General features: G+C 73.0%; 23 protein-coding genes. 10 read left to right on the top strand and 13 right to left on the bottom strand.

Translation table 11 applies throughout. The features are described 5' to 3' along the window. Positions 1-47: 47 nt before the first annotated feature. A complete protein-coding gene (locus VMS22_24780) occupies positions 48-1022 on the bottom strand; it encodes a cobalamin-dependent protein (GenBank protein ID HXJ37258.1) in 975 nt (324 codons plus the stop codon). Between the two features lie 86 nt (positions 1023-1108). Between VMS22_24780 and VMS22_24775 the strand changes: the two genes are divergently transcribed. Next, positions 1109-1558 carry a hypothetical protein gene (locus VMS22_24775; protein ID HXJ37257.1) on the top strand — a complete coding sequence of 150 codons (450 nt, stop codon included), beginning with the start codon at positions 1109-1111 and terminating at the stop codon, positions 1556-1558. 368 nt (positions 1559-1926) lie between these two features. Here the strand turns inward: VMS22_24775 and VMS22_24770 are convergent, their stop codons facing one another. Both VMS22_24770 and VMS22_24765 read right to left on the bottom strand, forming a co-directional pair. Further along, positions 1927-3306 carry an MATE family efflux transporter gene (locus VMS22_24770; GenBank protein ID HXJ37256.1) on the bottom strand — a complete coding sequence of 460 codons (1380 nt, stop codon included), beginning with the start codon at positions 3304-3306 and terminating at the stop codon, positions 1927-1929. A 12-nt stretch (positions 3307-3318) separates the two neighbouring features. Next, positions 3319-3597 carry a hypothetical protein gene (locus VMS22_24765; GenBank protein ID HXJ37255.1) on the bottom strand — a complete coding sequence of 93 codons (279 nt, stop codon included), beginning with the start codon at positions 3595-3597 and terminating at the stop codon, positions 3319-3321. Positions 3598-3665: 68 nt separating this feature from the next. Here VMS22_24765 and VMS22_24760 point away from each other — a divergent pair, with 68 nt between their 5' ends. After that, positions 3666-5381, top strand: coding sequence for an amidohydrolase family protein (locus tag VMS22_24760; GenBank protein HXJ37254.1), 1716 nt, complete (start codon positions 3666-3668; stop codon positions 5379-5381). Next, entirely contained in the window at positions 5378-6418 is a 1041-nt protein-coding gene (locus VMS22_24755; GenBank protein ID HXJ37253.1) for a phosphotransferase family protein, read from the top strand. Before VMS22_24760 ends, VMS22_24755 begins: the two co-directional genes overlap by 4 nt. Positions 6419-6518: 100 nt before the next feature. Here the strand turns inward: VMS22_24755 and VMS22_24750 are convergent, their stop codons facing one another. From VMS22_24750 to VMS22_24735, 4 genes are all read right to left on the bottom strand, one after another. Then, a complete protein-coding gene (locus VMS22_24750) occupies positions 6519-7217 on the bottom strand; it encodes a gamma carbonic anhydrase family protein (protein ID HXJ37252.1) in 699 nt (232 codons plus the stop codon). Between the two features lie 95 nt (positions 7218-7312). Further along, positions 7313-10330, bottom strand: coding sequence for a hypothetical protein (locus VMS22_24745; protein HXJ37251.1), 3018 nt, complete (start codon positions 10328-10330; stop codon positions 7313-7315). 141 nt (positions 10331-10471) lie between these two features. Beyond that, positions 10472-11062 carry a hypothetical protein gene (locus tag VMS22_24740; protein HXJ37250.1) on the bottom strand — a complete coding sequence of 197 codons (591 nt, stop codon included), beginning with the start codon at positions 11060-11062 and terminating at the stop codon, positions 10472-10474. Further along, positions 11059-11559, bottom strand: coding sequence for a hypothetical protein (locus tag VMS22_24735; GenBank protein HXJ37249.1), 501 nt, complete (start codon positions 11557-11559; stop codon positions 11059-11061). The genes VMS22_24740 and VMS22_24735 overlap by 4 nt, the downstream gene beginning before the upstream one ends. 84 nt (positions 11560-11643) lie before the next feature. Here VMS22_24735 and VMS22_24730 point away from each other — a divergent pair, with 84 nt between their 5' ends. From VMS22_24730 to VMS22_24720, 3 genes are read left to right on the top strand one after another with little or no spacing between them, the layout of a single operon-like run. Further along, a complete protein-coding gene (locus tag VMS22_24730) occupies positions 11644-12495 on the top strand; it encodes a PaaI family thioesterase (GenBank protein ID HXJ37248.1) in 852 nt (283 codons plus the stop codon). After that, a complete protein-coding gene (locus VMS22_24725) occupies positions 12492-13625 on the top strand; it encodes a tRNA-uridine aminocarboxypropyltransferase (GenBank protein ID HXJ37247.1) in 1134 nt (377 codons plus the stop codon). The genes VMS22_24730 and VMS22_24725 overlap by 4 nt, the downstream gene beginning before the upstream one ends. Positions 13626-13638: 13 nt before the next feature. After that, positions 13639-14121 carry a universal stress protein gene (locus VMS22_24720; GenBank protein ID HXJ37246.1) on the top strand — a complete coding sequence of 161 codons (483 nt, stop codon included), beginning with the start codon at positions 13639-13641 and terminating at the stop codon, positions 14119-14121. A gap of 83 nt (positions 14122-14204) precedes the next feature. On the opposite strand, the gene VMS22_24715 is transcribed toward VMS22_24720, so the two are convergent. Beyond that, a complete protein-coding gene (locus tag VMS22_24715) occupies positions 14205-14402 on the bottom strand; it encodes a hypothetical protein (GenBank protein HXJ37245.1) in 198 nt (65 codons plus the stop codon). A 156-nt stretch (positions 14403-14558) separates the two neighbouring features. Between VMS22_24715 and VMS22_24710 the strand changes: the two genes are divergently transcribed. Genes VMS22_24710 through VMS22_24700 form a run of 3 tightly spaced genes read left to right on the top strand, consistent with a single transcriptional unit; the run spans position 14559 to position 16911 of the window. Then, positions 14559-15680: a hypothetical protein gene (locus VMS22_24710; GenBank protein HXJ37244.1), complete on the top strand. Its 1122-nt coding sequence runs from the start codon at positions 14559-14561 to the stop codon at positions 15678-15680. 37 nt (positions 15681-15717) lie between these two features. Continuing rightward, positions 15718-16188: a hypothetical protein gene (locus tag VMS22_24705; protein HXJ37243.1), complete on the top strand. Its 471-nt coding sequence runs from the start codon at positions 15718-15720 to the stop codon at positions 16186-16188. 6 nt (positions 16189-16194) lie between these two features. Next, entirely contained in the window at positions 16195-16911 is a 717-nt protein-coding gene (locus VMS22_24700; GenBank protein HXJ37242.1) for a 2OG-Fe(II) oxygenase, read from the top strand. 3 nt (positions 16912-16914) lie between these two features. On the opposite strand, the gene VMS22_24695 is transcribed toward VMS22_24700, so the two are convergent. The 5 genes from VMS22_24695 to VMS22_24675 all read right to left on the bottom strand — a co-directional run bounded on the left by VMS22_24695 (position 16915) and on the right by VMS22_24675 (position 23871). Further along, entirely contained in the window at positions 16915-18546 is a 1632-nt protein-coding gene (locus VMS22_24695; protein ID HXJ37241.1) for an FAD-binding protein, read from the bottom strand. Between the two features lie 129 nt (positions 18547-18675). Further along, complete coding sequence (locus VMS22_24690) at positions 18676-19749, bottom strand: GNAT family N-acetyltransferase (protein HXJ37240.1); 1074 nt, start codon at positions 19747-19749, stop codon at positions 18676-18678. A 9-nt stretch (positions 19750-19758) separates the two neighbouring features. After that, positions 19759-20649 (bottom strand): 3-keto-5-aminohexanoate cleavage protein, encoded by an 891-nt coding sequence (locus VMS22_24685; GenBank protein ID HXJ37239.1) that lies wholly within the window; start codon positions 20647-20649, stop codon positions 19759-19761. 3 nt (positions 20650-20652) lie between these two features. Then, positions 20653-21753 carry an amidohydrolase family protein gene (locus tag VMS22_24680; protein ID HXJ37238.1) on the bottom strand — a complete coding sequence of 367 codons (1101 nt, stop codon included), beginning with the start codon at positions 21751-21753 and terminating at the stop codon, positions 20653-20655. 126 nt (positions 21754-21879) lie between these two features. After that, complete coding sequence (locus tag VMS22_24675; GenBank protein HXJ37237.1) at positions 21880-23871, bottom strand: choice-of-anchor Q domain-containing protein; 1992 nt, start codon at positions 23869-23871, stop codon at positions 21880-21882. A gap of 222 nt (positions 23872-24093) precedes the next feature. On the opposite strand from VMS22_24675, the gene VMS22_24670 reads away from it, so the two are divergent. After that, positions 24094-24330, top strand: a 237-nt coding sequence (locus VMS22_24670) for a hypothetical protein (GenBank protein ID HXJ37236.1), incomplete at its 3' end; no start/stop codon positions are given.

The following is a 24330-nucleotide window of genomic DNA, read 5'->3' as shown; positions in this document are numbered from 1 at the left end:
GCTGCAACCCCCCGGCACCCCGTCGCCGAGGGCGGGACACGCATCGGTCAGGCGGCGGCGCCGCCGGAGAGGCTGTGGGCCCAGGTGCGCAGGGCGCTGAATTCCTGCACGACGTCGATGCCCGGTCCCCGCATCGGAGCGCCCTCGCCGCCCGCGACGAGCCTCACGCGGCTCGGCAGGAGCGTCCGCAGCCTCGTCACCTGCTTCGTGCCGCGCGCGCCGCGCATCATCGTCGAGAGGCTCACCGCCACGGCGCGGGTGCCGAGATCGGCGGCGACGCTCGCGAGCTGCTCGATCGGGACTTCGGCGCCGACGTAGCACACGCGGCAGCCGGCCATCGCGACCACGAGCGCGGCCATCTGCAGACCGAGCGCGTGGGCTTCGCCGGGCAGCGTCGCGAAGACGACCAGGGGGCCGCGCGCGCGCTCCTCGAACGGGAGGCGATGCGCGCGCAGGACGTCGCCCAGGCGCTCCGAGAGGAAGTGCTCGTGCCGGATCTGGAGACGCCCCGTCTCCCACGCGTCGCCGACGGCGCGCAGCAGCGGCGCCACGCGCTCCTCGAGAAAGGGGAGCGGCCCGAGACGGCCCCACTCGGACGTGAGCGCGCGCGTGAGCGCCTCGCCGTCGAAGCGCGCGACGAAGCCGAGGAGGTCCTCGGGGTCCGCCGGTCCCCTCGCCGACGCCGCCCGCGGCGCCGGCGGCAACGCACCCAGGAGGCCCGCGAGGTCGTCGTCGGACGCGCACACGACCTCACCGGCGCGGTGGCCGCACGCCAGCGCCTCGGCGATGCGGCGCAGGCGCGGGACGCTCGCGAGCGGATACACGCGGTGCCCCGACGGCTTTCGCACCGGCTCCGGAAAGCCGTAGCGCCGCTCCCAGGTCCGCAGCGTCTCGATCGGGATGGCCGTCGCCCGCGCGATCGCCCCGATCGAGAGCATGCCGGCCGTGGCGCGCTCCGACACCCCCGCGCGCCGACCCCGCTCCCCGCGCCCCCGGTGCGAGCCGCGCGTCTGGTCCGGCATCGCTCCCATCTACCCGTCGAATCATGTTTTGTCAATCTTTTGGACAGATATTGACAGGGTTCGCTCGCGGGCCTAAGGTCCACCCCATGAAGACTGCAACCGCGATTGCGGAAGATCGCGCCCTCCCCGCCTCCGCATCCGCCGTGTTCGAGCCCGAGACCATCCTTCCGAGCCAGCTTTTCGACCGCGACGGCGGCGCCTCGCTCCAACCCGAGAAGCGGCTCATGCTGGCCGTGCTGGAGGACGCGGTGGCGACACTCCAACGTTACGCCACGGCCAGGGGCCGGGCCGCCGAGCGCCAGTTCGAGGACGCCCGCCAGTGGATCTTCGCCGACGATCCCACCTGGACGTTCTCGTTCGTCAACATCTGCCACGCCCTCGACCTCGAGCCGGCCTACCTTCGGTCCGGGCTCGCGCGCTGGCTCACGACCGTGCGGGCCTCGGCCGCGAGCGGCAAGGTCGTGCCCTTCCGCTACCAGTTTCGCCGCATCGGCGGTTCGCGCACGCGCGCCGTGGTGCCGCGCGCACAACGGTAACCGACCCAAGACTACGTCTTGGGTCGGGGAGGACCCGAGGGTGTGGCGCCGGTGGCACGCGCGACCGACATGCCGCGGCCGGCCAAGCCGGCGCGGCAACGCGAGGTACGCGCGAGGACGTTAAGGCACCGGCGACACGGCCTGCCGACGTGGCGTAATCCGGCAGCGCGCAGGCGCGTCTACATACGGCTTCGCGCCATCCGAATCGGACGGAGGCGCTCCGTCGCCGCGCGACCCCTCGTGCGTACCTCGTGTGCCGCCGGCTTCGCCGGGCTTCGCCGGCCGCGGCATGCCGGTCGCGCGTACCACCGACGCCCCACTCTCGCCCCGACCCAAGACGTAGTCTTGGGTCGGATTCTTTGGGTCGGCTACATCGCCGCTGCCACGCGGCGCTCGGTCATTCGGAAGAGCGTCACCATCACGATCGACGAGGTGACGTTGCCGACCGCGACCGCGGCGAAGACGGCGCGCTCGCCGAGCCCGAGCCATTGCGTGCAGATGATGGACGCGGCGAGGACGCCGACCACCCGGACGATCATCCAGCAGAGCGGGATGGTGGCGTGCCCGAGCCCCTGGAAGGCGAACGCCAACACCATGCTGACGGCGACGAAGGGATAGGACGGGCCGACCAGGCGGAAGTACGCCGCGCCCACTTCCTGGATCTCGGGGTCGGCGGAGAAGACGCTGATCCACAGCGACGGGTTCCACCACAGGACGACAGCCGGGATCGAGAGCAGCGCGACGATGCAGACGCCGGCGCGCAGGACGTACACGCGGGCCCGGTCGGGCCGCCGCGCGCCGGTCGCGAGGCCCACGAGCGTCAGCACCGCGACGGCGAACCCGTAGGCGAACGACATGAGCAGGAAGTCGAAGCGCGTGCAGAGCCCCCACGCCGCGAGATGGGCCGTGCCGAGGCGCGCGACGACGGTCGTGAGGATCATGAGCCCCAGGTAGTTGACGATGGTCGAGAGCGACGCGGGTACGCCGACCTGCAGGATCTCGCGCAGGGGTGCGCGGCGGATGCGATGCGGCACCGGCGCCGGATGGATCACGCCCCTGCCGCCGAAGACGTAGTAGGCGCGCGGGATCGTCGCCAGGCCCTGCGAGGCGAGGAGCGCGACCGCGGCGCCGGGGAGCCCCATCCCCAGGGTGAACATGCAGAGCGGCGTGAGCATCATCTGGAGCGTCAGCGACACGCTCGACCACGTCGACGGCACGCGCACGTTGCCCTCGCCGCGCAGCATGCTGTCGAACATGCCGCCGGTGAACGTGATCGCCGCGCCACCGAAGAGGATCCGCCCGAAGCCGGCCGCCGCGTCGAGCACGGCCGGGTCGACGCGCGGGCCGCTCATGAGACGGAAGACGAACGTGCCGCCGAGGATCATGACGAGCCCGAAGGCGACCCCGACCGTGACCGCGAGCCCGATCGCGTGCTCGGCGATCTCGACCGCGTATCCGGGCCGGCCGGCGCCGAGCGCGCGCGCGATGGCGGAGGCGACGCCGCCCCCGAGCCCGCCCGTCATGGCCGTCCCGACCAGCAGCGAGATCGGGAAGACGAGCGAGACGGCCGCGATCGCCTCGGAGCCGAGGCGGCTCACGAAGTAGGTGTAGAGCACGTTCGTCGCGGTCGCGAGCACCATGACGAACGTCGTCGGCACGGCGAGCCGCAGCACGGCTCGCATCGGCGGCAGCGCGAGCAGCTCGACCGGCTCGGCCTGCGCGGGCGTGCTGACCGCGGGCGCGCTCACCGCGGCGCCGGCTTACGACGCCGGTTGCGCGGCGGGCGCCTCGGCGGCAGCGGCCGCCACCTCGGGCTTCTTGCGCGCGATCGAGTACGCGAGCGCGCGACGGAGCTTGCGCTGCGCCCGCTTCACGTGGCGCCGCGCGCGACGGCGCTTCGGATCGGACGGCTTGGCCGTTTCGCTGATCTTCGCGAACCGTCCCTTGGCACGTGCGACCTTCTCGACCAGGGGCTTCGCTTCCGCGACCTCGTCGGCCTTCGGCAACTTCACGAGGGTCTTCTCTTTCGCCTTTCCCATGGCGGCGCGTCATAGCAGCCGCGAACGGCGGATGACAGTGCTCGTCCCGCGGTGGTAGGGTCCCGCCCATGCACGACCTCGTCATCCGCGGCGGCCTCCTCGTCGACGGCACCGGCACCCCGCCCCGCGACGGCGACGTCGCGATCGACGGCGATCGCATCGCGGCGGTCGGCGACGGCGTCGGCGCCGGACGGCGCGAGCTCGACGCCAAGGGCGCGGTCGTCGCGCCCGGCTGGGTCGACATCCACACCCATTACGACGGCCAGGCGACGTGGGATCCGTACGTGACGCCCTCGTCCTGGCACGGCGTCACGACGGTGGTGATGGGCAACTGCGGCGTCGGCTTCGCGCCCGCGCAGCCCGATCGTCACGACTGGCTGATCGGGCTCATGGAAGGCGTCGAGGACATCCCGGGGGCGGCGCTCGCCGAGGGCATCCGGTGGGGGTGGCAGAGCTTCCCCGAGTATCTCGACGTGCTCGAGCAGATGCCGCGCGTGCTCGACATCGGCACGCAGGTGCCGCACGGCGCCGTGCGCGCGTACGTCATGGGCGAGCGCGGCGCCAAGAACCAGCCGGCCACCGCCGCCGACGTCGCCGCCATGGCGGCGATCGTGCGCGACGGCGTGGCGGCGGGCGCGCTCGGCTTCTCGAGCTCGCGCACGCTCCTGCACCGCGCGGTCGACGGCGAGTGCGTGCCCGGCACCTTCGCGGCCGCGGACGAGATGATCGGCATCGGGCGCGTGCTGGGCGAGCTCGGCCGCGGCGTGCTCGAGGTCGCCTCCGATCTCATGCCCGAGGATCCCGAGCTCGCGTGGATGGAGCAGCTCTCGCGCGAGACGGGCCGCCCGGTCACTTTCGCGTGCCTGCAGAACGACCTCGATCCGTCGCAGTGGCGGCGCCTCCTCGATGCAGCCGAGCGCGCCGCCGCGCGTGGCGCCCACCTGGCGCCGCAGATCGCCGCCCGGCCGACGTCGGTCCTGATGGGCCTCCAGTCGAAGCTCCACCCGTTCGTGATGCACCCGAGCTATCGCGAGATCGCCGAGCTGCCCCTGGCCGAGCGCGTGGCGCGCCTGCGCGATCCCGCGCTCCGCGAGCGCATCCTCGGCGAGCAGCCGGCGGTCCCGAACCCGCTCCTCGCGTACATCGTGCAGGCGTTCCACAAGCTTTTCCCGCTGGGCGACCCGCCCGACTACGAGCCGGGTCCCGAGCGGAGCGTCGCCGGCATCGCGGCGCGCGAGGGCCGCTCGCCCGAATCCGTCGCCTACGATCTGCTGCTCGAGCAGGACGGCTACGCCTTCCTCTACTTCCCCTTCCTCAACTACTCGGGCGGCGACTTCGCGGCGATCCACGAGATGCTCCTGCACCCGCACGCGGTCATCGGCCTCGGCGACGGCGGCGCGCACTGCGGCGTCATCTGCGACGCCAGCACGCCGACCTACCTGCTCACGCACTGGGTGCGTGACCGCGTGCGCGGCCCGCGTCTCCCGATCGAGATGCTGGTCGCGCGCCAGACCCGCGACACGGCCCGTCTCTATGGCCTGCTCGATCGCGGCACGCTCGCGCCCGGCATGCTCGCCGACGTCAACCTGATCGACTTCGATCGCCTCGCGCTCGAGGCGCCGGAGATGGTGTACGACCTGCCCGCGAGCGGCCGCCGGCTCGTGCAGCGCGTGCGCGGCTACCGCAACACGGTGAAGCGCGGCACGGTGACGTACGAGCAGGGCGAAGCCGTGGGCGCGCTCCCCGGCCGGCTCGTGCGCGGTCCGCACGCCGCGCCCGCGTGAGCGACGTCCCCGGCATCGACGCCGCCCGGGTTGCGCGGTTCTTCGCCGCGCACGTCCCCGGCGGCGACGTGCCGCTCGCGTTCGAGCTCATCAGCGGCGGCCGCTCGAACCTCACCTACCTCGTGCGCGGCGGCGGGCGCGAGTGGGTGCTCCGCCGCCCGCCGCTGGGTCACGTGCTCGCGACCGCGCACGACATGGCGCGCGAGCACCGCGTGCTGGCGGCACTCGCCGACACCGACGTCCCCGTCGCGCGGCCGTTCGCCCTGTGCGAGGACGCCGCCGTCAACGGCGCGCCCTTCTACGTGATGCAGTACCGCCCGGGCGTGGTCGTGCACGACCGGCTCCCGGCCGGCTTCGCCGAGCGTCCGGAGGATCGCCGGCGCATCGGCGCCGCGCTGGTCGACACGCTCGCACGTCTGCACGCGATCGACTACGCGGCGGTCGGCCTCGGCGATTTCGGCCGCCCCGACGGCTACCTCGAACGTCAGGTGCGCCGGTGGGCGAAGCAGTGGGAGGGCAACAAGACGAGCGAGCTGCCGATCGTCGACGCGCTGCTCGCGCGCCTCGGCCGCGCGCTCCCGACCTCGCCGGCGCCGACCATCGTCCACGGCGACTACCGCCTCGGCAACGTCGCGCTCGACCCGGCCGACCCCGGCCGCATCGCCGCCGTCTTCGACTGGGAGATGGCGACCCTCGGCGATCCGCTCGCCGACCTGGGCTACCTCCTCATCTACTGGAGCGAGCCCGGCGACGCGCCGCTCGCCGGCGCGTTCTCGACGGCGACCGCTGCGCCCGGGTTCCCGAGCCGTGCCGAGATGGTGGACGAGTACGCGCGGCGCAGCGGACGCGCCGTCGACGCGGTCGACTTCTACCAGGTGCTGGCGCTGACCAAGCTCGCCGTCATCAGCGAAGGCATCTACAAGCGCCACACGATCGGCAAGGACGTCGCGGCCACCACGCCCGCGCTGCGCGTGACCGCCGCCCTCGCCGAGCGCGCGCAGGCGATCGCCGACGCCTCGCGCGACGCGCGCCTATAGATGCCGGCCCAAGACTTCGTCTTGCCGCCGGCAATGGAGGCACGCGCGACGAAGTCGACGCGCCAGCCCATGAGTGGAGGACGCGGTGCCGGCGCTCTCTCTACCGTGGCCGCCGACGCGTCCCCGAACCGTTTCTTCGGGATGCCTTCGCGCGTACCTCGTCTGCCGCGCCGGCTTCGCCGGCCGCGGCATGCCGGTCGCGCGGACCACCCACGCCACGCTCTCGCCCCCGAGCCGAGACGGAGTCTTGGCTCGGAACCTCGATCTCGGCGCGCTTGGCCGCGTACCAGGCGTCGAACTCCGGGCCCTCCCAGGCGCGGTGCAGCCCGCGACGGTAGTGGTCGGCGTTTCGATGATACAGCCACGCGTTGAGACGATTCTCGCGCGACGAGTCGCGCGTGCGCACCACCTTCGCCGGCACGCCCGCGACGATCGACCCGGGCGGGATGATCGTGCCCTCCTTCACGAACGCGCCGCCGGCGACGATCGAGCCGCGGCCGATGACCGCGCCGTCCATCACCGTGGCGCCGATGCCGATCAGGCACTCGTCCTCGATCGTGCAGCCGTGGACGGTCACGTGGTGCGTGATCGAGCAGAACGCACCGACCACCGTCGGACGATCGTAGGCGACGTGGACCATGACGAAGTCCTGCACGTTCGTCATGCGGCCGATGCGGATCTCGTGGCATTCGGCGCGCAGCACGGCGTTGTGCCACACCGACGCGCCCTCGCCGATGCGCACGCCGCCATAGAGCTGCGCCGACGGCGCGATCCAGACCGACGGATGGACGTCCAGCATCCCCCGCACCTAGCACATCGGCCGCTCGCTCCTCACCGCGGCTCCGGGATCGGGGGGCGACCCCGGAGCCGCTCGGTCGAGCCGACATTGGGGGGTCAGGGCTCGACGGTGAGGAATGCGCCGGCGACGCTGCCGCCGGCGACGGGATACGAATCGTACGACCACTCGCCCCACAGGGCCGGCACGGCGTGCACCGTCGTGGTCCCGGGTCCGACGAGCCGTGCCGGGCTGCGATTGCCCTCGGCGTTGTCGAAGCGTGCGACGTTGCCGTCGTCGGCCCAGTAGTAGGCGTCCTGCGTGAGGTTGATCGTGCTGCCGTCGTCGAACGTGCCGACGAGGGTGTAGGGTACGACGTTGCCGACGTGGCCCGCGTGCGGGCTGGGCGTGAGCGCGCTCGCGACCAGCCGCCGTACCGTGAGCACGGCGTCGCCACCGCTGTCGTGCGAGGAGACGCCCGAGGGATGCCGCGCGGTCACGACGGCCGTGCCGAGATCGCGACCGACGACGCGGCTGCGGTTGCCCGCCTCGTTCGTGGCGTCGGCAACATCCGGCGCGAGCGACGCCCACGTCACGATCTGGGTCACGTTGAGCGTCGTCCCGTCCGGGTAGTGGCCGATGGCCGTGAACGAGAAGCCGTTGCCGAGGTTCCGCACGACGCTGCCGGGCTGGACCGTGATGCTCTCGATCGCTCCCGGCAGCACCGTCACGACCGCGGTCGCGGTGACACCCGTCGCGACGTGCGTCGCGGTGATCGTCGCCGTGCCGGCGCCGACGGTGCGCACGCGGCTGCGATTCGGCGGTGCGTCGTCGGCGACGGCGACCGAGGGATCGCTCGAGGAATAGACGCACTCCTGCGTCAGGAGCCCCGTGAAGGCCGGCGGATAGTGGCCGATGGCGGTGAACGACTCCCACTCACCGATGCCACGCGTCGCCGCCGGCGGATCGAGGGTGATGCTCGCGAGCGCGCCCTGGACCGCGACCGTGACCGGCGGGCTCAGGATCCCGGTCGCGACGTCCCGCGCGCGGATGTCGGCGTAGCCGGCCGCGACCGCATGGACGAGGAGACCGCCGCCCACGATCTCCGCGACGCCGGGATCGCTCGACTCGAGCACGTAGCCGAGACCGGCCTGCGACAGGTTGCGACTGCCGTTCTCGAAGATGCCACGGACGGCGAACGCACGCTGCGAGCCGACCGGGATCACGTTGGGCGGGTAGCCGGTGTCGATCTCGAGGGCGACGAGGTCACCCAGCACGTGCACGACCACGTCGGGCGACGCCATGCCCGACCCGGGATCGGTCGCGAAGACGCGTGCGTCGCCGCCGTCGACGGCCACGAAGCGGCTCCGATCGCCGGCCGTGTCGGTGGCGACGGCGATGCCGGGATCGCGCGACGTCCAGGTGACCTCCTGGGTGACGTTGCGTGACCCGCCGCCTTCGTACGTGCCGATGGCCGTGAGGCGAAGGGTCTGCCCGTTGCGGAGCCAGTCGCCCGGGCTGCCGGTTCCCGACACCTCGATCCCGCTGAGGGCGCCGAGCACGTGGAAGGCGAGCGGGTACGACATGATGCCCGTCGCAGGGTCGGTGCAGGTGATGAAGGCGAGGCCGGGCGCGATGGCATCGATGCGGCTGCGATCGTTCGCCGGATTGGTGGCCGCCGCGACCGCCGGCTCGCTCGACGACCAGCTGCACGTCTGCGTCAGGTTGAGCGTGCTGCCGTCGGCGAACACGCCGTGCGCCGTCATGCGCTGGGCCTCGCCGGGGAAGCGGGACCCGTACAGCGAGTTCCCCGAGAGCCAGACGTAGCTGAGCGCGCCCGTGACCCGCAGCGTGGCGTCGTTCGCCGTGTCGGTCGTGCCGATGCCCGAGATGGGATCGGTCGCCGAGATGACGGCCGTGCCCCGCTTCAGCGCCTCGACCCGGCTGCGGTTGCCGGGCCGGTTGGTGGCGCGGGCGATCGCCGGCGCGCTCGACGCGTAGACCACGCGCTGCGTGAGGTTCTTCGTGATGCCGCCGGTGAAGTAGCCGGTCACCGTGTAGCCCTCGTGATCGCCCGGGCGTTTGGCGACCGCGTGCGGCGCGATGGTGAGCTTCTCGAGCGGCCAGGTGACGGTGAGCGTCGCGTCGCCGCCGCTGTCGGCCGAGCGAACGCCCGTCTCGGGATCGACCGCGCCGATCGTCGCCATCCCCGGTCCCACGGGGTCGACGAACACGCCGCCGGCCGAGCTCGCCGTCGTCGCGACACTCTCGTCGCTCGAGAGCCACAGCACCTTCGCCGAGTAGTCCGTCGTCGTGCCGTCCGGGGCGTGCGCGGTGGCCGCGAAGGCGGGATGCTCGCCCACCATCACCGTCTGGGCCTGCGGCGTCACCTCGAGCGTGAAAGGCGGCTCGACCGGCGGCGTCAGGAAGCGGAGCAGCGGCACGCACAGCTCCGTCTCGCGACCGACGCGCAGGCGGCCGGTGCCGAACTTCGTCGCGAGGGTGGTCGTGTACGGCGTTGCGCGCGGCTGCGCGAGCGGTCGCGTGCGCGCGACGCGCGCGGCGTAGCAGAGGACATCGTGATCGGCGCCGGCGCACAGGCGCGTCGGCGCCCGGACGTCGAGGAGGCGCTCGCCAGTGGCGTCCGCGACCCCGGTCCGGACACGCCGCGCGCGGCGGGTCGCCTTCACGTCGTAGCAGGTGAGGTCGGCGGGCGGATCGCCCGTGGCGACGACGGCGCCGGGCGCGGCCGACGACACGAGCAGCCGTCGCGCGACCTTGAGGACGACGCGCTCGCTGCCGAGCCGCGTGACGGCGTCGAGCGCCACGCCGACCCGCCGCGCGTGTCCCGCTCCGCCGTGCGCCACCGCAGCGAAGCCCGTCATGAGCGGCGTCATCGCGGCGGGAAGCACCGGCCGGCAGAGCGCGACCGGCTGGCGAACGCCCAGGCGGGTCGTCGCGAAGCGATCCGTCACCTGGAGGGCGGCCGGCGGGGCGAAACGCTCCGTGGCCTTGTCCGCGCGGGCGGGCTTCGCCTGGTAGCAGAGGTACGAGGCGGGGTCGGCCGCCGGCGAGTCCGCCCACGCCCGGGCGGACGCCACCAGCGCCAGAACGGCGATCGCTCGAACCCCCCGCATCGTGCCCGCCTGCACGAGCAAGGATCACGCCCGAAAACGACGAAAATCCCCTGCGCTCGGGGCGTTCCCACCAGAGCGCGCGCGCACGCCTTGCGAGCCTGCACGGCGGCGGCGGACTCACGGGCGGCGCCGCTCCGACCTTCAGCCCGGACGCGCGTGCCAGCGGCGGATCAGCGCGGGGACGACGAGCATGACGGCGAGCCCGGCGAACGCGGCCATGCGCTGATCGCCGAGCAGGCCGTCGAACCACAGCGTCGACACCATCCCGAGGACGAAGTAGATCATGTCGCCGGCGATCGTGAAGAGCCAGCTCGCGAGGAGACCGAAGCCGGCCGCGGCCGCGAGCGCGCGCCCGAACGGGAGCCCGGCGCCGAACGCCGTCAGCGCGACGCCGACCGGCGCCGACGTGCCGCCGACCGGCATGACGCGTATGACGCCCTTCATCATCATCTCGCCCGCGAGCCGCAGGCGCGGCACGCGGCGCGCGAGCGCCGACAGCACGACCAGCATCGGCTCGAACACGAACGCGAGGACGACGTCGGACGCGAAGTAGAGCACGCCCATCACGAGCGGGCCGAGGCCGCCGTTGTGCCCGAGCAGCACGCCCGGCGGGATGCCCATGCCGCCGGGAATGCAGAAGAGCAGGAGCACGCCCCACCATCCCCGCGGCCAGCCGTCCGGCACCGGGGCGGTCGGATCCCACGCCAGACGCTGCAGGTATTCGGCGATCATGCGAGGGCCCGGAGCGCGGCGGCGACCGCCCGCTTGTGCTGGACCAGCACCGCCTTCACGCGGAGCTCGCGGCCCGCGACCGCGGCGCCGAGCCGGGCGGCGTCCGCCGACACGCGGCAGGTGAGCAGGCGCGGCGCGTGGCGCGCGGTCACGCGCTCTACCTGGCGATAGAAGCGCTCGGCACCGTCGTCGGCCACGAGCAGCAGCCGCGAGACACGCTCGGCGCGCCGTGCGTCCGCGCGGGTCGCGAGCACGTCGAGGCCCCGCGCCTCGGCCGCGAGCGCATCGGCGCTGCCTTCGAGCCCGAGCACGAGATCGCCGTGCGCGTGGGCACAGGCGAGGGCGCGCGCGAGCGCGGCCTCCAGGGGAACGTCGGGCACGGCGAGGGCGGCACCCGACCACAGCGGTCGCGCCGACGCGCCGAGCCGTGCGCGGATCGCCGCGGCGCGGGGGTCCGCTTCGACCTCGCGCGGGAGCGGCGGAACGACGGCGTGCACCCGCTCTCCCTTACGTGTCGCGCCGCGCGGTTCAACCCGCGTCGCGATTGACAGCGCCCCGTGGGTTCGCCAACGCTCCACGCGATGGCAGATCGGGACGCGTTCCCGCCGTGCCCGTACGCGCGCTTCGTCGGCATGGAGGTCGCGCGCGTGGGCGACGACTACGCGTGCGTCCGTTTGCCCCGCTCGCACGACACCGCCAATCGGAACGGATCGCTCCACGGGGGCGTCACGGCGTCGCTCCTGGACGTCGCCGGGATGCTGGCGGCGCAGAGCGCGCCGGGCGGCACCGCGCCCGCCGGATCGACGATCGACCTCGCCGTGCACTACCTCGCGCCGGCGGTCGACGAAGGGGTCGTGGCGGAAAGCCACGTCACGCGGCGCGGGCGCGAGATCGTGTTCGTCGAGACCCACGTCACGAGCGATGGCGGGACGCCGATCGCGCGCGGCGTGGGCGTCGTGCGCCTCGGCGCGCCGGCCGAGAGCGAGCCGCCGCCGAGCGCGCCGGCCTGCCCGATCGGTCCCGAGACGCAGCTGCTGCCGCGCCAGAGCGGCTCGGCGTTCACGGCCCGCCTCGGCGTCTTCATCGCGACGGTCGCGCCCGGGCACACGGTCTTCGTCCTGCCGATCCGTCCCGAGCTGTGCGACGCGACCGGCCGCCTGCACGAGGGGGCGCTCGCCGCGCTCGTCGATTCGGCGGGCGGCGCGGCGGCATGGTCGGTCCACGGCTGGGATCCGCGCGGCCGCGCCGCCACCATCGGCATGCACCTGTGCTTCGATCGCACGCCGGACGACGAGGACGTCGTGGTCGAAGCGCGCACCACCTGGCGTGCGGCGGGCGTGTTCTTGAACACGGTCACCCTGACGGGACGGCGGACCGGCCGTGCCGTCGCGACCGGATCGGTGACGTATCGGATCGTGCGCCCGGAGCCATGATCCCGGCTGCACACGAGCCTCGCCCGCGCTGCCTGCGCTGCTGGCGGCCCGCGCGACTGTGCTACTGCCGCGATCTCGTGCCGGTCGCGACCGAGACGCGCGTCGTCTTCCTCCAGCACCCGAGGGAGCGCGCCGCCGCCATGGGCACGGCGCGCCTCGCCCACCTGGCGCTCGCGAACTCGGAGCTGCACGTGGGGGCCCATCCGGACGTGCACCAGCGCGTCCACGACCTGGCCGGCGATCCCACCGCCGCCCTCCTCTACCCCGACGGCGATTGCCCCGCGCCGGCGTGGAAGCCGCGCACGCTGGTCGTGATCGACGGCACCTGGACGACCGCGCGCAAGATGCTCGCGCGGACACCTGCGCTGGCCCGTCTCCCGCGTCTTCGCCTCGCGCCGTCCGCGCCGAGCGCCTATCGCATCCGGCGCGAGCCGGCGCCGCATTGCCTGTCGACGGTCGAGGCCGTCGCCGCGGCATTGACCGAGCTCGAGGGCGACGCCGGGCGCTTCGCGCCGATGCTGGGCGCATTCCACTCGCTCGTCGAGACGCAGATCGATTTCGCCGGCACGCATCGCGTGCCCTATCGTCATCTGCGCGCCCGCCGCGGCGCGCGCGCGGAGCGGCTGCGCGACAGCTTGTCGCGCGGCGTCGCGGTGCAGGTCGAAGGGAACCCCGCCGGCGTCGGGCTCGGTCACGAGCTGGTCCTCCTGGCCGCCCGTCGCATCGCCACCGGGGAATCCTTTCGCGCCGTCGTGCGACCCCGGCGCGCGGTGCATCCCCGCTTCGCCGAGCGCGCGGCCATCCCCCTGCGCGCGCTCGTGGAGGGCGGCGACCCGCTCGACGTCGCGCGCGCGCGCTGGGCCGATTTCCTGCGGCCGGGCGACGTCCTGGTCGGCTGGGGAACGTTCAGCCCCCGGCTGCTCGCGGTGGAGGACATGATCCACGACCCCTGGCTCGATCTGCGCCCCGGCGTGATCCAGCGCCTGCGCCGGCGACCCGGCGGCGTCGAGCAGGCGGCGACGGCGCTCGCCGACGCCGCGCCGGGCGATCCCTCGTGCGGGCGCGCCGAGCGGCGCCTGGAGGCGCTCGTCGCGCTTGTCGCGAGCCTCGTCGCGGGAGAGAATCGCTGACGAGGAGGGTCGCATGATCGCGTTTCGCCGCATCCTGGTTCCCCACGACTTCTCGAAGCACGCCGATCGCTCCCTGCGCGTCGCCGCGGATCTCGCGGGGCCCAGGGGCACGCTCGTCGTCCAGCACACCGTCGTGCCGTTCATCCCGGTGACGGACCTGCCGCCGGCGGGTCTCGCGACGTACCTCTCGCCCGAGGAGCTCATCACGGGTGCCCGCCGCCAGCTCGAAGCCACCGTGAAGCGCGTGCTCCGCGGTCGTGGGCCCAAGGTGACGCTGCGGGTGGAGATCGGGGACGCCTATCAGCGCATCCTCGCCGCGACGCGCGGCATGGACCTGGTCGTCCTGGCGACCGCCGGCCGCACGGGGCTCTCGCACCTCATCATCGGGAGCGTGGCGGAGAAGGTCGTGCGCCACAGCCCGATCCCGGTGCTGACGCTGCGGCCCGAGGTCTCGCGGCGCGCCGCGCCGGCCCGTCGCGCCGGCAGCCGTCGCTGAGCGCGCCGCGCAAGCGAAAAAGGGGGCGCCAGCGAGATCGCCGGCGCCCCTTCGTAGCTACACTACGTCGAGCGGGGTGACGCTTACTTGCGGTAGCCGTGCCCCGACGTCGCCTTGTCGGCGGCCTCTTCGGCGCGCCGCGCGGCCGCTTCCACCCGGCCCGCTGCGGCTTCGGCACGCCGGGCGGCGTCCTCGGCGCGCACCGCGGCCTTCTCCGCGCGCTCGTCGGCGTCCTTCGTGCAGCCAGCCGACAAAATCGCGACGGCCAAGATCCCGGCCATGCTTGCACTCACCAATCGCGCTACCATAGGTCCTCCTCCGCTATTCGTCTGTTTTGGCGTCAATGCCGGCGCCAAAGTGCCATTCGATCGGCGTCTCGGCAACTGCCGAGCCGAGGGATGGCACGAGGCCCACGAGGGAGAGTAATGGCTCATCCGATGCACGGCGCGGTCCCCTCCCCGGACACGGAGATGCCGGCCATCCGCGGCCAGTTGATCGGCCTGTTCTCGTTCGACATCGGCTACGAGATCGACCTCGAGCGCGCGCGCCCCCTGCTGCGCGGGGCCGTGACCCCGGGACGCGAGCGCCGCCGGGCGGCACCCTCCTACGTCGGGCACACGACGCCGCCGCTGCGCGCCCCGCTCGGCACGGTCTCGGTCCCCCTGGCCGACGCGCCCGTCACGGCCGAGGCGGCGGTCGTGGTCCACGAGATGGGCGCCGTGACGATCATCCTCACGACGCCGCTCGCCTGCAGCGTCGCGGCGCTGCCGCCGCTGACCGCGACGCTCACCGGCGCCGGACCGCTCGAGGACGCGGCCCGCGCGCTCGCCGACGAGCTGCGGCCGAAGCTCGCGCCGGCGGTCGTGAAGCCGACGGCGAGCGACGTGGTCGAGGACTACTACGTGATCCAGGTCGACGAGGTGACGCCGCCGCTCGCCGCCGTCGACCTGCTGCGGCGGGCGCGCGGGCCGCTCGCGTCGGCGCTGCGCTGCGAGACCGACCCCTTGAGCGACGCCGAGGTCGAAGATGCGCTCCGCACCCAGCTCTCGTACTACCCGGACGACCTCGTGGTCACGGACTGGAACGTGGCGATCGTGGTCGATCCCGAGTACACGGCGGCGGTCGACGTGCTCGAGTACCTGAACGTCCAGCTCCTCGAGCTGCGGTACTACGACGCGCTCCTCGACCGGCACGTCGCCGACACCTACGGCCTTGCCACCTTGCGTCCGCGCCGGATGCCGCTCCTGAACCGCCCGATCGAACGCACGCTCGACGAGCTGGCCGACATCCGGCTCGAGGTCGCGAGCATGGTCGAGCGGCTCCAGAACGCCTTCAAGCTGGGCGGCGACCTCTACCTGAACAAGCTCTACAGCCGGACCGCCGAGCGGCTCGGGCTGCCCGCCTGGAGCGCGAGCGTGCAGCGCAAGCTCGACCTCCTCCAGCAGCGCTACAACGTCCTGGTCGAGCGGGTGCGCGCCGCGCGCAGCGAGGTGCTCGAGGTGACGATCGTCATCCTGATCGTGGTCGAGCTCTTCGTCCTGCTCGCCGGTTGGGGCTGACGCGGGGGCGGGCTTCAGCTCGCCGCGCGCGTCGGGCATGATGCGCGTCATGGCGCTGCCGCCCTGCGGGCTCTACCGCACGACACGCGACCTCGAGCAGCACGTGCCGGCGGGCCGCCTCGTCTACTTCCACAACCACGGCAACCCGGGACCGGGCGTCTATCTGCCGAGCGGCTGGACGCTCAACCGCGCGCAGTGGCACGAGCGCGGGCACACGATTCCGTCGCCCGAGTGGGCGGCGTCGCTCGTCCCGCTGCCACTCGAAGGGCTCTATCGCGTGCGCGACGCGTTCGTGTGCTGCGAGAAGCGTTGCCGGACCTACGAGCCCGACCTGCTGGTCCAGCTCGGGTACAACGCCGAGGCGGAGCCCCTCCTCTTCCTGCCCGAGTGGACGCCCTCGGGTCTCGCGATCCCCGAGATGGGCGCGCCGATCGACGCGGAGCGGATCGCGTGCCTCGTCCCGCTGAAGGTCACCGCCGGCGAGCCGGCGGACGGGCCGTCGCACTGACGCCGCGTGGCCACGGCGTCGATCCGCAGCCGCCTCGCTGCGTGCGACTGGGAGGCGATCGATCGCACGATCGGCGCCGACGGCTTCGCCGTCCTTCCCGCGCTGCTCGCGCCGGCAGAATGCCGCGCGCTCGCCGGCCTGTTCGACGACGACCGGCGCTTCCGGCAGACGATCGAGATGGCGCGCTACCGCTTCGGCGAGGGATCGTACCGCTACTTCCGCGATCCGCTGCCGCCGCTCGTGGCCGCGCTGCGAACGGAGATCTACCGGCACCTGGCGCCGATCGCCCAGCGGCTCGCGCGCGCCCTCGGCGATCGCACGGCGCTGCCGGGGTCGTTCGCGGCCTTCCAGGCGCATTGCGCAAAGGCGGGACAGCAGCGACCCACGCCGCTCCTGCTGCGCTACACCGCGGGTGGGTACAACTGCCTGCACCAGGACCTCTACGGCAGCGTCGTCTTCCCGTTGCAGATGACCTGCATGCTCGGCCGTCCGGATCGCGACTTCACCGGCGGCGAGTTCCTGCTGGTCGAGCAGCGGCCGCGCATGCAGTCGCGCGGCCATGCGATCCGTCTCGGCGAGGGCGACGCGATCGTGTTCGCGTGCCGCGAGCGGCCGATCCGGGGCACGCGCGGCTTCTATCGCGCCCGGGTCCGCCACGGCGTCAGCACGGTGCGAAGCGGCGTCCGCACGACGCTCGGGATCATCTTCCACGACGCGCGCTGAGGCTCACGCGACCGCGCGCAGGAGCGCGGCCGCCGATCGCTCGCCGTCCATCGCGGCCGAGACGATGCCGCCCGCCGCGCCGGCTCCCTCCCCGCACGGGAAGAGGCCGCGCACGTCCGCATGCATGCCGGTGCGCGGATCGCGCGGGATGCGCACCGGCGCCGAGGTGCGCGTCTCGACCCCGACCACCACCGCATCGTGCGTGAGGTAGCCACGCATCAGGCGGCCGAACTCGCGGAACCCCTCGCGGAGGGCCACCGTCACGCGGGGCGGCAGCACGGCGGCGAGATCCACGCTGCGGAGCCCCGGACCGTACGAGCACGCCGGCAGATCGGCCGACACGCGACCCGCGACGAAGTCGTCGAGCCGCTGCGCGGGCGCCGTACACGCGCCGCCGCCGGCATCCGCCGCGGCGCGCTCGGTCAGCGCCTGCAGGCGCAGCCCCGCGAACACGTCGTCGCCGCCGAATGCATGCAGGTCCTCCATCGTCGTCTCGACGACGATGCCCGCATTCGCAAAACGCGAGCTGCGGCCGGACGGCGACCAGCCGTTCACGACCACCTCGCCCGGCGCCGTCATGGCCGGGCAGATGATGCCCCCGGGGCACATGCAGAAGGCGTAGACGCTGCGCTCGCCGATCCGCCGCACGACACCGTAGGGCGCCGCGGGAAGCCCCGCCGGCCGCACGTCGCAGTGATACTGGATGCGATCGATCAGGGCCTGCGGGTGCTCGACGCGGACCCCGAGGGCGAACGGCTTCGCCTCGAGGCGGACGCCTCGGCGGCGGAGCAGGTGGTAGACGTCGCGTGCCGAGTGGCCGGTCGCGAGGATCACGCCCGCGCCGTCCACGCGCTCGCCGCCGGCCGTCACGACGCCCCGCACCTCGCCGCCGGCGAGCGCGAGGTCGTCGACGCGCGCGCCGAACCGCACCTCGCCACCGTGCGCGACGATGGTCCGGCGCAGCGCCTCGACCACGCCCGGAAGCCGGTTCGTGCCCACGTGCGGATGGGCGTCGACCAGGACGTCGGGCGGCGCCCCGTGCTGGACGAGGATGCGCAGGATGCGCTCCACGTCGCCCCGTTTGGACGAGCGCGTGTAGAGCTTCCCGTCCGAGAAGGTTCCCGCGCCGCCCTCGCCGAAGCAGTAGTTGCTCTCGGGATCGACGATGCCGTCGCGCGCGAGGCGCGCCACGTCGCGCCGGCGGCCCCGCACGTCCCGACCGCGCTCGAGGACGATCGGCCGCACGCCGCCCTCGATGAGACGAAGGGCCGCGAAGAGCCCGGCCGGCCCACCGCCGACGACGACCGCGGGCCGCGCGCCGCGCACGTCGCGCAGCGGCAGCTCCCACGGACGCTCGGGCGCCGGGGCCTCGTCGATCCAGACGCGGGCCCGGACGACGTAGACCGGCGGGCGGCGCCGCGCGTCGATCGAGCGGCGCAGGACCGTCACGTGCCGGATCGCGTCCGGGTCGACGCCGAGGTGCGCAGCCGCCGCGCGCGTCACCTCGGCCGGCGCCGCGACCCGCTCGGGCTCGAGGCGGATCTCCGCGTCGCGGATCAGGTTCCCACCGCGCAACGCAACCGACCCGAGACGACATCTTGGGTCGTGGAACGACACGAACGCCGACGCGCCCATCGCACTCGCCGTACCGCGGGCGTACCAAGCCTGTCGCGCCAGCTTTGCTGGCCGCGACATGCCGGTCGCGCGTGCCACCAACGCCACACTCTCGCGTCGCCCCCGAGCCAAGACATGGTCTTGGCTCGGCTAATTGAGGTCGCGCCGATACGCGAGGTAGCTCGCGCACACCTCCGCGCCGAGCTTCTCGGCGGTCCGGCGCGACGGCCAGTTGTCGTCGAGGACGAGCGTGTAGCTCACGTGCGTCGCGCCGCGCCGCACGAGCTCCAGGTAGGCATGCGCCGCCATGGCGAGGTTGACGCCGCGGCCGCGCGCGACCTCGCGCACGCCGATGCCGAGCCAGTTGAGCTTCTCGGCGTCGGCGAGCGTGCGACCCGGCGCGAGCGCGGCCATGGCGCTCCCCTCGGGCACGACCGTCACCTGCCCCACCGGCTGGTCGCCCTCGTAGGCGACGACGCACGTATCGAGGTGGCCGAGCGGCTCGAAGAGCCTGAACAATAGCACCTGCTCGCCGACCGTCGCCGGCGTGATGCCCCAGTGTGCCTTGAAGGTGTCGTTGAAGAGCTCGGTCGAGAGCTTCGCGCGATCGTCCTCCGGCACGTCGCGCAGCGGCACGATGCGGTAGCCCGACCGCCGCACCGCCGCGAGCGCGCTCTCCCAGCGCCCCACCAGCTCGGGCCGCACGGTGATCTTGTAGTCGACGAAACCCTGCTCGGATTCGAAGCCCGCGTCCTTCAGGAGCGCGTGGTAGTACGCGGGATTGTGCCGCAGGATCGTCGGCGGCAGCGTGTCGTAGGCGTCGATCACGAACGGCATGTCCATCACGCCGAAGCCGGCGCGCGCCGCGACGGCGCCCTCGGAGGCGAGCCACTCGCACGCGGCGTCCATGAGTGCCCGCACCGCGCTGCGCGTGCCCGGCAGCGCCTCGAACATGACGACGTGTCCGATGCGCTCGTTCCAGTGCCGCCGGTAGCGCTCGTCCATGACCGCGAGACCGCGGGCGACGACGTCCGTGCCGTCCCGTGCGATCAGCGGTCGCAGGCGGCGGTCCTCGCAGAACGGGCTGTCGCCCATGAGGATCGGCAGCTCGAGCGGGACGAACGCAGGCCAGTGCGCACCGCGTCCCTCGTAGACGCGATCGTGGAAGCGCACGAACTCCGTCAGCTCCTCTTTGCCCGCCGGCGTCTCGACGCGGATCGACATCGATCGCTCCTAGCGCGGCAGGCCGAGGAGCCGCGCCGCCTCGCCGGGCGAGGCGAGCGGGCGTCCCACCTTCGTCGCGAGCGCCGCGACCTCGCGGACGAGCTCGACGTTCGCCGGTGTGCGCGGGCCGGCGTAGTCCTCGAGGCCGACGCGCACGTGCCCGCCGCGCTCGAGCGCCAGGCGCGCGAGCCCGCTCTCGACCACGTCGCCGCCGATGACCGCGACCGCCCATGGCAGCTCGCAGCCGTCCAACATCTCCAGGTACGCATCGAGGGCTTTGCGGGTCGGCGGCAGGCCGAAGGTGACGCCGCTCGCCCCGCCGCCCAGGTAGCTCGCGTCGCCGCCGAAGTAGAGCTTCACGAACGCGCCGCGCGGGAGCTTGCCCTGGCGGTGGTAGACGAGCGCCGTGCGCAGGAAGCCCGGCTCGAAGATCGAGATGCTCGGGCCGAGCCGGCACTCGTGGAGCTGGGCCACGACGTGGCGAACGTCGCCGTAGGAGTGCGAGTAGACGAAGTCGAAGCCGCCGGGCAGGCCGTCGTCGCCGGCCGAGCCGAGGTTCACCGACCCCGGATCGAGGACACCCATGCGCATCAGGCCCGAGGCCGCGAGCGGCGGCACGTGCGAGTAGCGCGCCTCGACCCCGCCGCCGAGCGCCACCGTGCAATAGAGGATGGCGTCGGGCCGCTCGCGGACGACCGGCCGCCAGCCGGCGAGGTAGCGCTCCGCCGCCTCCGTGCCGCCGAGCGAGAAGTCGTCGATGTGGTTGTGGACGATGGCGGCGCCGGCCTGCATGCACGCGACCGCCTCGCGCGCGATCTCGTCGGGCGCCGTCGGGACGGAGGGATTCCGCGCCTTCGGCGTCGCGCCGTTGATGGCGGCCTCGACGATGACGGGCGTCATGGCTCAGACGAACCCGTACAGGCGTTTGCAGTTGGTCGCGGTCACCTTCTCGGTGAAGGCGGGATCCAGCCCGGCGAACGCGTGCGCGATCGCCTCGCGCGAGTGCGGGAAGGTGCTGTCGGGGTGCGGGTAGTCCGACGCCCACATGAAGTTGTCGGGGTCGAGCAGGCGCAGCAGCTCGGGGCCGAGCGGCTCCTCCTCGAAGGTGGCGTAGACCTGGCGCGCGAAGATCTCGCTCGGCTTCGCCCGCAGCCTGTAGTCCTGCGCCTTCGGCGTGTGCTTCTCGCCCGCGGCGTCCATGCGGCGAATGAAGTACGGAAGCCAGCCGATGCCCGACTCGGCGAGCACGAGCCGGAGCTTCGGCCGCTGCTCGAGCACGCCGGAGTAGACCATCATGGCGAGCGGCTCGTCGAGCTGGATCGGCCCGACGGCCGAGAACGCGGCCAGCTCCCAGCTCCCCGGCGCCACGCGCACCTGCGAGGTCCCCTGGCCGATGTGGAAGCTCACCGGCAGCCCCGTCGCCTCGGCGGCGTCCCAGAAGCGCGTCCACTCGGGATCGGTGCAGCGGAACTCGAACGGGCTGATGATGACGCCGCGATGCGCGTGCTTGGCGGCGCGCTCGAGCTCGGCGGTCGCCGCGTCGGGCGAGTGCGTCGGCAGCACGGGCAGCACGGAGAGACGGCCGGGCTCGAAGCGATTGAACTCCGTCGCCCAGTCGTTGTACGCCGCGAGGCACGCGCCCTTCAGCTCGGGATCGGCGATCGGCAGGCCGAAGAGGTTCGGTCCGTAGATCACCGACGCGTAGACGCCGTCGCGCTCCATGTCCTCGAGGCGCAGCTTCGGATTCGACGGCCGCAGCCCGTCGTCCTCGATCTCGGGGACGCGGCTCGTCGCGCTGTACTCCTTCATCTGGCCACTCAGGCCGTACATGCCGATGACGTTGCCGTCGCAGGTCCACCACGCGCTGCCGCCGCCGCTCTGCTCGACGCGCGGCCCGCGCTCGCGCAGGCGCGCCGGCAGCCGCTCCTGCCACACGTCCTTCGGCAGGTTCCACAGATCGAGGTGATCGTCGCACGAATAGAGCCGCCACGTCGTCGCCGTCATGGTGTGGATTCTCGTCCGCGTGCGGGTCCCGTGTCCAGGGGTGGCGCTCGGAATGCCCGTCCACGAAGTGCGTCACGTCCGGTGCGCGCGTCGTCGTAGCGATCGGCACGACGCCCGGCCGGGGCGTCAGTCGCTCTTCGCCTTGAAGCGGGTCGACGTGTTGGCCGAGACGTGGCTCGAGAACGCCGCGCCCCAGCACCGACCATACCCTTCGCGGTAGACGCGGGCGGTGGCCGGTGTCGCGAGGGGAAGGCCACCGAGACCGAGGAATGCGCCCTTTCCGCGGGCGACGACGCGACCCGTTGCACCCCCGTCGAGCATGAGATTCTGCAGCCCATCGGGTGTTCCCGCTCGATTGCGGTAGCGGAAGCCCTCGGAGGTCCTTCCCCAGCACGACCGCGTGCCGCAGGTACCGCCGGCGGGTGCCGTCGCTCGCAACGCGACGGCGCCCGCCGCGTCGTACACGCACACGATTGCGTCGTCGGTGCTCGTGGGGTCGCCGAAGTCCGCCGGGTCGACGGCGGCGGCGCTCTTCCACCGCAGCGACAGGCGGTTCTTCGCGGGAGTCGCGCCGTGCACCAGGACGAGACGCGCCCCGCCGGGGGCGGCCGGTGCACACGCGGTCGGGGGGACACCGCACCCGCCCGCCGGCAGGCAGACGAGGCACGGATCGCACACGACGGGCGGGCCGCTCCCACACGCACCGCCGCTGCACACGTCACCGGTGGTGCACGGGTTGCCGTCGTCGCACGGTACGGTGTTCGGCGGATGGATGCACACGCCGGCGCCGTCGCACACGTCATTGGTGCAGACGTTGCCGTCATCGGCGCACGGGGCAGTGTTCGGCGGATGGACGCAGGCGCCCGTAGCGTCGCAGACGTCGTCGGTACAGACGTCGCCGTCGTCGGCGCAAGGGACACCGGCGAGCGAGCCGTCGCCGCACCCGATCTCGACGGCGCCGATGTCGCAGCGCGATCCGACCGGCCGCACGACGCCGCGCTGATCGTCGGCGGCGCACGCGTTCCCTCCGCTCCCCGGCGCTGCGGGGTTGCCGGCGTCGATCACGGGGCTCCCTGACGCGGGCAACCGGGTCTGCGTCGGGCCGCCGTTGTCGGCGAGCGGTCCGAGCATCGGATTTCCGGTCACGTTGCCGGTGAGGTCGCCGGCCATCGTGCACGTGACGGGATCGGCGGCGTTGTAGCCGAGCGACGTCACCCACCCGCCGGGGATCGGTATGCCAGTTCCCTGCTCGATCGCTCCGCAGGCGAGCACGATGCTGTTCTGCACGAATGCCGCTCCCGGAGTGCCCTGGTCCGTTCGCAGCGCGAGGCTCGTGACGGTGACGTTCTCGAGGGTCAGGTCCGGCGCAGCGTGACACTCGAAAAACAGCGGAGGTGTCACAATGCAGGACGAGAAGCTCGCGACCTCGCCGTCGATGGTGGTGTTCGTGACGGTGAGCGGCCCGCCTTCGCCGACCGCAATGGCACCCCCGCCGAGGGGCCCGGCCGTGTTCGCGGTGAACGTGCTGTCCCGCACCGTCGACAGGGCGTGAACAAGGTCGAGCGCGACGCCACCCCCGACCTCATCGGCGACGTTCGAACGGAACGTGCTGCGAACGATGGTGACGACGTTCGTGGACAGGACCGCCCCGCCCTGACGGGCTTCGTTCCCGGTGAAGACGCAGTCGGTGAGCGTCAGCTCGAGGCCCGCGGTCGTGGACCAGACGCCGCCGCCGAAGCTTGGCGTGAAGCCGTTGCGTACCGTGATGCCGCTCAGCGCGAGCGTCGCTCGTGCGAAGAAAACCCTTCCCACATGGTTCGCGTCGACGATGGTCGTCGCCGCCCCGGCGCCCGCGATGGCGAGCTCGTCGGTGACGTCGAGGTTGGCCGCCACGTAGATGCCGGCAGGGAGCGAGATCGTGTCGGCACCGGGAAGGGCATTGGCTTCTTCGATCGCCGCGCGCAGCGCGCAGGCACCGCCGGCCGTGAGGCACGCGCCGTCGCCCGGGGAGGTGTCGCCGGCGTCGACCGTCGTGTCCACCGTGAAGACCGCGGCGCGGGTCGGTCCGGCCAGGAGAAGCAACGCGACGAGCGGCGGGGCGACGAGTCGTGCACGCACTGAGCCTTCCCCCCTTTGTCCCGGTGCTGGGTGTACCATCGCGCCCCGGACCCCGCCAACGAAAAATGCAACGACCCCCGGCGCGAAGTCGGAGGCGAGATCGGGGCTCGTCACTGCGAAAGGAGAAAGGCGCCGGCGGCGGCACATTCTGCCGGCGATCGCGTCCCGTCGCGCACGCCGCACCGCGCGCGCCGGCTGGCACCCGGCGTGCACAGGGCGCCGATGCTCTCCAGCTTTCGGACAGCCCTCCGCACCGGCCCCGCCGGGGTCGCGTTCGTCACCGTGACGCTCGCGGTCGTGGTCGCGACCGTCGCCGGCTTCTTCGACCTGGCGTCGCTCATCGTCACCGTCGGCGGCACGATCGCCGTCACCTGCGTGACCTTCCCGTGGAGCCGCCTGCGGCAGACCTGGCAGCTCGTGGGCGATGCGCTCCTGCCGCCGGTCGGCAACGAGGACGTG

The organism is Candidatus Eisenbacteria bacterium, from assembly GCA_035577985.1.
Classification (GTDB): Bacteria; Desulfobacterota; Binatia; order DP-6; family DP-6; genus DATJZY01.
This window is presented reverse-complemented; position numbering and strand designations above follow the sequence as displayed.